At 73.0% G+C, this 11,037-nt stretch carries 11 protein-coding genes; 6 read left to right on the top strand and 5 right to left on the bottom strand.

The window, feature by feature from the left end:
- Position 1: 1 nt before the first annotated feature.
- From FGW37_RS26545 to FGW37_RS26560, 4 genes are read right to left on the bottom strand one after another with little or no spacing between them, the layout of a single operon-like run.
- Complete coding sequence (locus FGW37_RS26545; protein WP_246430578.1) at positions 2–1,633, bottom strand: D-alanine--poly(phosphoribitol) ligase; 1,632 nt, start codon at positions 1,631–1,633, stop codon at positions 2–4.
- Positions 1,630–3,471, bottom strand: a complete 1,842-nt coding sequence (locus tag FGW37_RS26550) for an aminotransferase class I/II-fold pyridoxal phosphate-dependent enzyme (RefSeq protein ID WP_179083348.1) — start codon at positions 3,469–3,471, stop codon at positions 1,630–1,632. Before FGW37_RS26550 ends, FGW37_RS26545 begins: the two co-directional genes overlap by 4 nt.
- Positions 3,468–3,731, bottom strand: a complete 264-nt coding sequence (locus FGW37_RS26555; protein WP_058042572.1) for an acyl carrier protein — start codon at positions 3,729–3,731, stop codon at positions 3,468–3,470. The genes FGW37_RS26550 and FGW37_RS26555 overlap by 4 nt, the downstream gene beginning before the upstream one ends.
- 14 nt (positions 3,732–3,745) lie before the next feature.
- Positions 3,746–4,741: a beta-ketoacyl-ACP synthase III gene (locus FGW37_RS26560; protein ID WP_179083349.1), complete on the bottom strand. Its 996-nt coding sequence runs from the start codon at positions 4,739–4,741 to the stop codon at positions 3,746–3,748.
- A gap of 298 nt (positions 4,742–5,039) precedes the next feature.
- Between FGW37_RS26560 and FGW37_RS26565 the strand changes: the two genes are divergently transcribed.
- The 6 genes from FGW37_RS26565 to FGW37_RS26590 all read left to right on the top strand — a co-directional run bounded on the left by FGW37_RS26565 (position 5,040) and on the right by FGW37_RS26590 (position 10,671).
- Positions 5,040–5,285 (top strand): acyl carrier protein, encoded by a 246-nt coding sequence (locus tag FGW37_RS26565; RefSeq protein WP_179083350.1) that lies wholly within the window; start codon positions 5,040–5,042, stop codon positions 5,283–5,285.
- Positions 5,282–6,508, top strand: a complete 1,227-nt coding sequence (locus FGW37_RS26570; protein ID WP_179083351.1) for a beta-ketoacyl-[acyl-carrier-protein] synthase family protein — start codon at positions 5,282–5,284, stop codon at positions 6,506–6,508. Before FGW37_RS26565 ends, FGW37_RS26570 begins: the two co-directional genes overlap by 4 nt.
- 222 nt (positions 6,509–6,730) lie before the next feature.
- Complete coding sequence (locus tag FGW37_RS26575) at positions 6,731–7,621, top strand: DUF6206 family protein (RefSeq protein WP_179083352.1); 891 nt, start codon at positions 6,731–6,733, stop codon at positions 7,619–7,621.
- Positions 7,608–8,414, top strand: coding sequence for a 4'-phosphopantetheinyl transferase family protein (locus FGW37_RS26580; protein WP_179083353.1), 807 nt, complete (start codon positions 7,608–7,610; stop codon positions 8,412–8,414). Before FGW37_RS26575 ends, FGW37_RS26580 begins: the two co-directional genes overlap by 14 nt.
- An 11-nt stretch (positions 8,415–8,425) precedes the next feature.
- On the top strand, positions 8,426–9,610 hold the full coding sequence (locus FGW37_RS26585) for a nitroreductase family protein (protein ID WP_179083354.1): 1,185 nt from the start codon (positions 8,426–8,428) through the stop codon (positions 9,608–9,610).
- A gap of 398 nt (positions 9,611–10,008) precedes the next feature.
- Entirely contained in the window at positions 10,009–10,671 is a 663-nt protein-coding gene (locus tag FGW37_RS26590) for a response regulator transcription factor (protein WP_179083355.1), read from the top strand.
- Positions 10,672–10,691: 20 nt separating this feature from the next.
- Here FGW37_RS26590 and FGW37_RS26595 read toward each other — a convergent pair whose 3' ends face one another.
- Positions 10,692–11,009, bottom strand: a complete 318-nt coding sequence (locus FGW37_RS26595) for a RedY protein (RefSeq protein ID WP_343067227.1) — start codon at positions 11,007–11,009, stop codon at positions 10,692–10,694.
- Between the last annotated feature and the right edge of the window lie 28 nt (positions 11,010–11,037).

Here is an 11,037-nt window from a genome sequence, read left to right on the forward strand (position 1 = left end):
GTCATTTGCTGGCAGTGCCGGCAGGCTCTGCGGTGGGCTGGGCCGCCTCGTGGTCAAGGCGCCGGTAGTCGGTCTTGCCGTTGGCGTTGTGCGGGAGCCGGTCGAGGCAGGTCGCCGCCTGCGGCAGCATGTAGCGGGGCAGGACGCGGGCGCAGTGCTGCTTGAGCTGCACCAGGCCGGGCCGCACGGCGCCGGGGCGCAGCGTGTAGTAGAGGGCGATGCGGGGCTGTGCGTCCTCCCCCGGCCCGGTGCGCAGCACGACCGCGGCCTCGGCGACGGCGGGGTGGGAGAGCGCCGCGGCCTCGATCTCGCCGAGCTCGACGCGGTAGCCGTGCAGCTTGACCATGCGGTCCTTGCGGCCGCGGTAGACCAGCTGCCCGTCCTCGTAGCTGACGAGGTCGCCGGTGGGGTGGCGGCCCTGGCAGTGGAAGGCGGCGGCGGGCTCGTCGGGGCGGCGCCAGTAGCCGGGGGTCACGCAGTCGCCCTCGACGACGAGTTCGCCGATCGCGCCGGGCACGTCGACGGGCCTGCCGTCGGCGACGACGCTCACGCGCGCGCCCGTGATCGGCGCCCCGATGGGCACCGGCGTGTCCCGCAGGAGGTCCTCGGGCCGCACCCGGTGGTAGGTGCAGACGTTGGTCTCGGTGGGCCCGTAGAGGTTGTACAGGGCGGTGGCCGCGGGCAGCCGCTCCGCGAGGGCGCGCAACTGCGGGATCGGGAAGACCTCGCCCGCGAAGAGCACGTAGCGCAGGCTCCGGGTGACGTCGGGGGTGAGCACGCCCGCCGCGGTGAGCAGGTGCAGGACGGAGGGGACCGAGTACCAGACGGTGACGCCGTGCTCGCGGATGCCCGCGGCCAGCGCAGGGACGTCCCGGGCGGCCGCGTCGGGCACGATCCACACCGCGGCGCCGACGGACAGCGCGACGAACAGGTCGAAGGTGCTGAGGTCGAAGTTGAACGACGCGTGGTTGGCGAACACGTCGCCGGGCCCCACGTCGAGTTCGGCGCGGGCCCAGCCCGCGAAGTTGGCCAGGTTCCGGTGGGAGATCCGCACGCCCTTGGGCACCCCGGTCGACCCCGAGGTGTAGAGGACCGCCGCCAGGTCGGAGGGCCGGAGCGCGGGCAGGATCGTCACCCGCCCGGCCCTGACCCGCGCGAAGCCCTCCCAGGAGTGGACGGGCACGCCGGACACGCGGCCGCCCGCCGGCGGCTCGCCGGTGGTGACGACGGCCTCCAGGGAGGGCGGCAGCTCGCGGTCCGCGAGCAGGTCCAGGTGGCGGCGGTCGGTGAAGAGCACGACCGGCTCCGCGTCCATGAGGATGGTCTCGGCCCGGCCCGCCGGCTGCCCGCCGTCCAGGGGGACGTACGCACAGCCCGCCTGCACCGTGGCCAGGATGGCCTCGGCGTAGTGCGGGTGCTTGTCCATCCAGACGGCCACCCGGTCGCCGGTGCGGACCCCGAGGTCGAGCAGCCGGCAGGTGAGCGCGTCGACGGCGGCGGTGAACTCGCCGTAGGTCAGGGGGTGTTCGCCGACGAAGGCCGGACGTCCGGCCTGCCCGGCGGGGAAGTCCCGCCGCAGCGAGATCACACTGGTGTTGAAGGCGCCCATGGTGGTGTGCACTTCCTCGCTCACTCGGATCGCGGCAGGACGCCGGTCTCCGTCGCGGACTCGATGAAGATCTCCGTCGCGAGCTCCAGGTCCTGCGGCGTGTGCTCGCAGGTGACGCTGACCCGCAGGCGGGCGTCGCCGAGCGGTACGCCCGGGTAGACCACGGTCTGGCAGAACAGGCCGCGCGCCCGCACGGCGCGTCCCATCTCCATGGCCTTGCGCTCGTCCCCGATGACGATGGGGAGGATGGCGCTCTCGGTCCGCTCCAGGTCGAACCCGGCCTTGCGGAGCCGGTCGCGCAGCGCGTGGATGTTCGCCCAGAGCCGTTTGACGCGCTCGGGCTCGGACTCGATGACGTCCAGCGAGGCGATCAGCCCGGCCGCGACGCCCGCGGGGATGTTGGCGGCGAACACGTAGGAGTTGGAGTAGTAGCGCAGGTACTCGACGACCTCCTCCTCGCCGACGACGAAACCGCCCATGCCGGCGAGGGCCTTGCTCATGGTGCCCAGTTCGAGGTCGACCTCGCCCTTGAGCCCGAAGTGCTCGGCCGTGCCCGAGCCGCGCGCACCCAGCACGCCGGTGGCGTGGGCGTCGTCGATCATCACGCGGGCGCCGTAGGTCTTCGCCAGCCGGACGATCTCGGGCAGGTCGCAGACGTCGCCGTGCATGCTGAAGACACCGTCGGCGACGATCAGCGTGCCGCCGCCCGTTCCCTGCCCGGCCCCGCGGCGCAGCACCTGCTCCAGGTCCTGCATGTCGTTGTGCTGGTAGATCCTGCGCACGCCGCCCGACAGCTTGCTGCCGTCGACGATGCTCATGTGGTTGAGCTTGTCGACGACGAGGGTGTCGTAGCTCTTGACCAGGCCCGAGATGGCGCCGAGGTTCGCCGCGTAACCGCCGGGGTAGACGATGGCGGCCGGGCGTTGCTTGAAGGCGGCCAGACGCCGCTCCAGCTCCTTGTGCAGCATGTTGGTGCCGCCGATGAAGCGGGAGCCGGTGTGGGTGGCGCCGTAGGTGCGGGTGGCCTCGCACACCGCCTCGACGACCTTGGGGTGGTTGGCGAGCCCCAGGTAGTTGTTCGAGGCGAACATGAGGAACTCGCGCTCACGGCCCGCCAGTTCGTCGAAGATGACGGCCCGGTTCTCGCAGCGGGAGAGCAGCGGCATGCCGTACCAGTACAGCCGCTCCTCCTCGCGCCGGCGCCGGTAGGCACCGAAGCTGCGGGCCTTGGCGAAGAGGTCGGGGTCGCGCTGCTCGACGAAGTCCTTCATCGAGCGGTCGTCCCAGGAGCCGTCCCCGGCGCGGGCGGCCGCTCCGGCCGGCGTCGTCAGGGCGGAGAGCTCGGCGGCCAGGCCGCGCAGGGTCTGCGCGGTCACCGCGCCCACCGCGGTCTCCGGCAGGCCCAGCTCCTGCGCGGCCTCGGCGACCAGCGAGGTGAGGATGACCGAGTCGATGCCGAGCTCACTCTCGAAGTCGGCGTCGAGGGCCAGCTGGCTGCGCTGGTACTGCGTCTGCCGCACGGCGGCGGCCAGCACCGCCTCCAGGACGGCGTCCCCGCCCTCCGCCTCCGCCGGGGCCCCGGCCTGCGCCGCCCCGGGGGGCACGCCCAGCGCGCCCTCCACCCGGGCGACGAGCTCGCGGATCGTGGTGATGTCGCCGGGCAGCCGCTCCGGGATGCCGAACTGCTCGCCGACCGACACCAGGATCGACTCCAGGATGACGGAGTCGATGCCGAGATCGCCCTCGAAGTGGCTGTCGGGCAGCAGCTGGGACTCGTCGTAGAGCGTCCGCTCGGCGACGATCCCCACGACCTTCCGGTGGATGCGTACGGTCTCCTGCGGGCCGTCCATGAGGTGTGTCATGCGGTGGTCGCTCCTTCCCCTGCCTGCAGCCGGCCGACCAGGGCCGAGATCGCGTTGACGGAACGGAAGTTCGCCGGCGATATCTGCCGCAGCGGAACGGTGACGCGGAACTCCTGCTGCAGGTAATGGACCAGGTCGAAGACGCCCGCCGAGTCGATGATGTTCAGCTCGTCGATGGGCGTGTCCGGCTCCAGCCCGCCGGCGTCGCCGTCCATCCAGACCTCGACGATGTAATCGGTGATCAGTTTCTGAGGGGTCATCGCTTTCCTTGCCGTCAGTCGCGGTCGAGGGCGGGCCAGGTGAGCACCGTCGCCCCCCAGGTGAGGCCGCCGCCGAAGGCGGTGAGCAGCACCCGGGCCCCGGGCCGGAGCGTCCCCCCGGCGTGGGCGTGGTCGAGAGCCAGGGGGATGGAGGCCGCGGCCGTGTTGCCGACCTCGGCGATGTTCCCGGCGCAGCGCTCCTGCGGGATGCCCAGCTCGTCGGCCAGGCGGGCGGTGATTCTGTGGTTGGCCTGGTGGCTGACGAGGTGGTCGACGTCGCTCACCCGCCACCCGGCGCGGTCCAGGACGGCGCGCGCCGACCGCCCCATGCGCTGCACGGCCAGCCGGAAGACCTGCTTGCCCTGCATCGTGAAGTAGTGGTCCTCCTCGCGCGGCGCGTGCGGGCGCCGCTCGGAGCCGCCCGCGGGCACCGTGATCAGCTCCAGGCCCTCGCCGTCGCTGCCGAGGTCGAAGGGCCCGAGCGCGCCGGTCTCACCCTCCCTGCCGGGCCGCAGGACCAGGGCCCCGGCCCCGTCACCGAAGATCACCGCGGTGGAGCGGTCGGCCGGGTTGAGGATCCGGGAGAACGTCTCCGCGCCGATGACCAGGACCCCGTCGGAGGCGCCGCACGCGATGAGGCCCGCCGCGGTCGCCAGGGCGTAGACGAAGCCGGAGCACACCGCGGCGACGTCGTAGGCCGCGACGTGGCCGAGGCCCAGCTTGCCCGCCACGGTGGGCGCGGTCGCCGGGCACGGCCGGTCCGGCGTGGTGGTCGCCACGACCACGGTGTCGACCGGCCGGCCGCCCGCGGACTTCAGCGCCTTGGCGCCGGCCCCCGCGGCCAGGTCGGAGGTCGCCATGGAGTCCGGGGCGAAGTAGCGCTGCCGGATGCCGGTCCGGGAGCGGATCCACTCGTCGGAGGTGTCGAGCGCCGCCACCAGCTCGTCGTTGGTGACGGGCACCGGTGGCAGCGCGCTGCCCACTCCGGCCACGACGGCCGCCCGCGTCACCGGGCACCGCCACGGCGCCCGGGCCCGTGCTCGGCCCTCCGGAAAGATGTGCGGCTAGGACGGAAGCAAACCACGCGAGCGCTCCTCCGATGCGGACAGCCGGACGGCTCCGGCGTGCCGAGTCTGCTCACCCGGGCTGACCGGACGCTGACGGATGGCTGACCCGGTCCGGGGTCAGCCATCCGTCAGCCCCCCGTCAGCGCGGCCGTCCAGACTTGCCGCACACCGGGCCGGACGGCGTGCCGCAAAAGGCCCGGTGACGCACGCACCTGACCCCACGGGAAAGGCGGACCGCACCATGAGCCCTGTCTACGACAAGCTGGTGGACCTGCTTGTCGACCGCTTCGCGGTGGACCGCGCGGCCATCGGCCCGGACGTGACCTTCGAGGAACTGGAGATGGACTCGCTGTTCCTCGTCGAGCTGCTGCTCGTCATCGAGTCCGAGTTCCAGGTGAAGATCGGCGAGGAGGCCGCCGCGCCGACCGACACCATCGCCACGGTGGTGAAGGTGATCGCGAACGAGATCGCGGCCACGGCGCCGTGAGCGCCGCGGCACCGGTCGCCGTCACCGGCCTCGGCCTGGTCACCGCGGCCGGCATCGGCACCGAGGCGACCTGGGACGGTGTGTGCGCGGGCCTCTCCACGGCCACCCGCAACCCCGCCCTGGAAGGGCTGCCGGTGGACATCTCGTGCACCGTCCCCGGACTGGACCCCGCCCGCCACGTCGGCCGCCGCAGCGCCCTGATGCACGACCGCTTCACGCAGCTGGCGATCGTCGCCGCGCGCGAGGCGGTGGCCGACGCCGGGCTCGACCCCGCACAGTGGGACGGCGCGCGCGTCGGCGTGGTCGTGGGCTGCGGCCTCGGGGGCGTCGGCACCTGGGAGGCACAGCACCGCCGGATGCTGGAACACGGCCCGGCGAAGGTCTCCGCGCTCCTCGTCCCCATGCTGGTTCCCAACATGGCCGCCGGGAACCTGGCCATCGACCTCGGCGCCACGGGGCCCAACCTCGTGACCGCCACGGCCTGTTCCTCCGGGGCCACCGCCATCGGTACCGCGGCCCAGCTGCTGCGCGAGGGCGCCTGCGACATCGTCGTCACCGGCGGCGCGGAGGCCGGCGTCAGCCCGCTGATGGTCACCGGCTTCGCGCAGATGGGCGCGCTCTCGCGGAGGCTGGACGACCCCGCCGCCGCCTCGCGGCCCTTCGACGCCGGCCGCGACGGCTTCGTCATCGGCGAGGGCGGCGGCATCCTCGTACTGGAGCGGGAGGCCGATGCGCGCGCCCGCGGCGCCCGGGTCCGCTCGCTCCTCGCGGGCTACGGGGCCTCCGCCGACGCCCACCACCTCACCGCGCCCGAACCGGAGGGCCGGGCCGTCCTCGCGGCCGTCCGCACGGCCCTGGACCAGGCCGGCACCGCCCCCGGCGACATCGGCCACGTCAACGCCCACGGCACCTCGACCCGCCTCAACGACGCCGTCGAGGCCGCCGCCCTGCGCACGGCGCTCGGCGACGGCGCCGCGGTCACCTCCACCAAGGGCGTGCTCGGGCACACCCTCGGCGCCGCGGGCGCCATCGAGGCCGCGCTCACCGTCCTCGCCGTCGAACGCTCGCTCGTCCCGCCGACCGCCAACCTCGAACAGCTGGACCCGGCCGTCGAACTGGACGTCGTCGCGGGCGGCCCCCGCAAGACGGCCGTCGACGCGGCGCTCTCCACTTCGTTCGGATTCGGCGGGCAGAACGCGGCGCTGGTCTTCACCGCGGCGTGATGCCGTTCCGGCGGATCCCGGGCACGCGGCGGTGCCGGCCGGTGCGGATTCCGCCGGACCCTCGCCGTCGTTGCACGTCGCCGTCGCGGCGGGAGAAGAGTCCGCCGGCTTCGGCACAGGAGAAGTGCCCGCCGCCACGGTGAGCAACCCCCGCGGCGAGGGTCCGGCGGAATCGGCATCCACCGCAACCGACACACCCCGAAACGGAAGGCAGGCGCGTCCATGACGTTCACCGTCCCGGAGGACGACCTCCGGGAACTCGAACAGCAGGTCCAGCACGCGCTCGCCGCAGGCGACCCCCGCGGGCTGACCGTCCTCGGCTACGGCGAGGTCACCCTCGTCCTCGCCCTGGAGAGCGAACGCGGCGCCTTCGCCTGCAAGCGGCTGCCCGTCTTCGACGGCCGCAAGCGCTTCGAGGCCTACGGGCGCACCCTCGACCGGTACATCGAGCGCCTGCGCGCGGCCGGCATCCACGTCGCCGAGACCCGGCTGTGGCACACCGAGCTGCCCTCGGGCAGGATCGTCGGCTACTGCGTCCAGCAGACCCTGCCCGTCAAACGGCTCGTCCCCGGCCTGCTGCACAGCGAGGGCGACGCCTGGGCCGAGGACTTCTTCGCCCGCTTCCTCGACCGCGTGCACGGCTGCGTCACCCCGATCCTCGGCCTCGACGCCCAGGCGTCCAACTGGATCGACCTCGACGGCGAACTCGTCTACCTCGACGTCACCTCGCCCCTCATGCGCGACGCCCGCGGCCGCGAACGCCTCGACGTCCGGCTCTTCTTCACCTCGCTGCCCCGGATCCTGCGCGACCCCGTCCGCATCGCGATGGCCAAGTCCATCTTCGACAAGTTCTACACACCGCGCGGTGTCGTCCTCGACTTCCTCGGCAACCTCCACAAGGAGAAGCTGGCCGACCTGATCCCCGGCTTCCTCGAACAGGCCAACGCCCGTATCACGCCCGCCCTCACCGCCGAGGAGGTCGCCAAGTACTACAAGGGCGACGCTTCGATGTGGGAGCTCATCCAGCGGCTGCGCAAGGCCGACCGCGCCTGGCACCTCAAGGTGCGCCACCGCCCCTACCCCTTCCTGCTGCCGCCCGATGTCGAGCGCTGACACCCTCGCCGCGCCCCGGCAGCCCCACGCGGGCGGCCTCGCCGAGGAGACCCTGGCCCTCGACCCCGCGCGCCCGCTGCACCTGGCCCGGCCGGCCGAGCAGCTCACCGCCGCCGTCGTGTCCATCGCCTGGCTGCGCGCCCAGGGCGATGCCGTCCGTGCCGCGCTGGAGGCCCGCCACCTGACCGACGACGAGGCCGCCCACGCGGCGGGCCTGCGCGTGCCCAAGCGGCGCTACGAGTGGCTCGCCGGCCGCCTCGCCGTCAAGCACGGCGTCCTCGCCCACGGCAGGCGGCACTGGGGCCGGGCCGGGCGCACCCGCGACATCCGGGTCGGCGCCGTCGCCCACGGGCTGCGGGCCGGAAAACCCGTCGTCAACGCCCCCGTCGACGTAGGCCTGTCCCACTCCGGCGACTTCGCCATCGCCGTGTGCGGGCCGCGCCCCGTCGGCGTCGACCTGGAGCACGAGCGCCGCATGCCGCCGATGCTCACCTCGCTCCTGACCGCCGGCGACGACCGGGCCGCGGCCTGCGCCGACCCCGACCGCCGCCGCCTCGCCGCCATGCCCCTGCCGTTGCGCTGGGCCTGCAAGGAGGCCGTCCTCAAGCACTTCGGCTTCGGCCTGCGCATCGACCCGCGCGAGGTCGCCCTGCACGCCTGGCGCGACGACCACACCTACACGTGGCGTCCCGGGCCCGACCTCCTGCGCCACGCCCCCTCGGCGGGCGACGGCCGCCTGCACAGCTGGGCCCGGCGGATCGACGGCTACTTCCTCGCCCTGGTATGGACGTGATGAACGGACCCATGACACCGACCTCTTCGCGCGCCCCCGGCCTCGGCGCACCCTTCCCCGAGGCCCTGCGGCACGCCACCGGCATCGCCGCCCTCAGCCCCTCCTCGCACAACTGCCAGCCCTGGGCGCTCGCCCGGCTGGAGAGCAGGCCGGCGCGCCGGGCCGCGGCCGACCTGCTCGGCTGCCCGGACGACGGCACCCACGTGTACCTCGCCCTCGCCGTCGACCGCCGGCGCAGCCTCACGGCCCTGCCCGCCCACCTGCTGGAGATGCGGCTGAGCTGTGCCGCCTACTGGCGGATGCTCTCCCGGGCGCTGGCCGCCCAGGGCTGGGCGCTGGTGCGGGAACGGGCGCACGAGAGCGGGGGCGACGGGGGAGGCGGGCCCGGCGCCGACTCCCGGCTGCCCGGCGGCCCGTGGCCCCGGGACTGGTCGCTGCTGTGGACGGCGGCGCTGCGCCGGACCGGGGAGGCCGCCGAGAGCCTGACCGCCCTGTCGGACGCGGCCCGCGCCCGGCACACCAACCGCGGCCCGTACGACGAGCGGCCCCTGGCCCCGCAGCTGCTCGGCGACCTCGCGCGCCACCCGCCCACCGGGGGACCCGCGACGGAGATCCGCCACCTGACGGGACGTCACGAGCGTGATGTCTTCGCGGGCTTCCTCGCCCGCCACGGAGGCATCGATTTCAGCCACCCGGCGGCGTGGCGGGAAACCCACTCGTACATCCGTTGGAGCCCGGCGGCGGTGCGCGCCTACGGCGACGGCTTCCCCGTGACCCAGCTTTTCGGGCCAATGTCGGCCCGGCAGCGGCTCGCGAAGCGGATCGCCCTGTCCCCGCCGGTGATGAAATTCCTGTGCCGCTTCGGTTATGACCGGTCGCTCGCCGCAGGCCTGGCCGCCGAGATCCGCCGCACTCCCGCCGTCGTGCTGATGAACTTCGCGGAGGAAGCCCCCGGGGTGGCCGACGCCTTCCGGGGCGGCGCGCGCATCGCCGACTACTGGCTGCACGCGGCCACCGCGGGGCTGGCCCTGCACCCCCTGAGCGTCGTCATGCAGCACGACCCCCTGCGGGCGATGCTCCAGGAGCAACTGGGCCTTTCCGGGAGGCTCTTCTTCGTCAGCCGTGTCGGCCGGCCCCGTACGGCCTTCCCTCCGGCGCCCCGGAGCGCCGGAGCGGCGGATCACCGCACGGTCTGAAAGGCCTGCTGCACACTACGGACCACGCAGCGCAGAAGGGGGCGATCCGGGCCGGCCGGTCCGTCCGCCGGCCCGCCGCAAAAGCAGCGGAACATTCCGGCCAGGCCCGGAACCCGTACGCCGCGCGGTCGGGGATACTGCTCGTTGCCGCCGCCTTTACCGTGACATATTTCCCGCCAAAACCTGTCGGGACGCCCGGCCGTCAGTTGCCGCTGGCGTACAGTCAGGTGAGACGTTCAGGGGGATGCCGTGGCCACGGAGATGACGTCATTGAGCCATCGAACCGCCGGCGGGGGGACTTGGGCGGTCTTCACCCCCACAACCCCGTCGGCCACAATAGCGCCTGCTCCCCGAAGTGACTCCGTTCGGAACCGTTCCGTTAACTGGAAGCAGGCTCGATGAGTATGCGCATACTGCTGTGCTGCGACAAGCTCATCCTAGGCGCGGGTATGCAGGCACTGCTGGGCCAGCACGGCCTGGATGCACACACGAAAACGTCCGTGCGCAGCACGGTGGCGGCCGCCAAGGAGATGACTCCGGATGCCATTGTCATCGTGGCCCCGGCACTGAGTATCGACGACACCAGTGAACTCGCCGAACTCTCCCGGATGGCCAAGGTCATCCTCCTCGCCCGGCCCGACACGACCCCGAGGGCCTTCGAGGCCCTGCGGATCGGCGTGCGGGCCGTGCTCTCCCTGGAGGACCCGCCCGAGGAGCTGATCCGCATGATCAAGACGGTCATCGAGGTCGACGCCATGGTCGCCCCGCTGACCGCCCGCAAGGCCCTCGAGCAGCTCCGCACCGAGCAGCCCCCGGCCCCCGCACCGCCGGCGGCCGGTGCCCTGACCCCGCGCGAGGCCGAGGTGATGCTGCTGCTCGCGCAGGGCCGGTCCAATGCGGAGATCGCCGAGAAGCTCTCCATCTCCAACACGACGGTCCGCTCCCACGTCCACCACGTCCTGCGCAAGCTGGACGCGGGGACCCGCGCCCGCGCGGTGGCCATCGCCTACGAGACGGGGCTGATCGACGCCATGGAACGGCAGGCGCAGGGCCGCCTCTGAAGGCCGCCGCGCGGAGCCCGTCAGCCCGCCCCGGCCCGGTATCCGGGCTCCACACGGGCTCCGCTGATTTCATCCACGACCTCGGCCATTCCCTCGAAATCGGCGACCAGCCGGCCGAAGGCGTCACTTGTCGTGTCCCGTTCGAAATCGGCCCGGCTGCTCACCCCGATGACTTCGAAGAAGTGAACGGGAGCCGCCGGGTCCGCGGATACCCGTTGCACGCTGAATGACAGCACGCTCGGAAGTTCCGGGCAGGTGGCGTAGTCCGTTTCCTTGACCCAGGTTTCGAAACGGGCGGGAGTGACGTTCGGGCGGAGCCGAATTCGGTGCACAATCATGTCCACGACGCCGGAAATCCCCTCTGGA

It is taken from the genome of Streptomyces rectiverticillatus, assembly GCF_013394065.1.
In the GTDB taxonomy this organism is placed as follows: domain Bacteria; phylum Actinomycetota; class Actinomycetes; order Streptomycetales; family Streptomycetaceae; genus Streptomyces; species Streptomyces rectiverticillatus.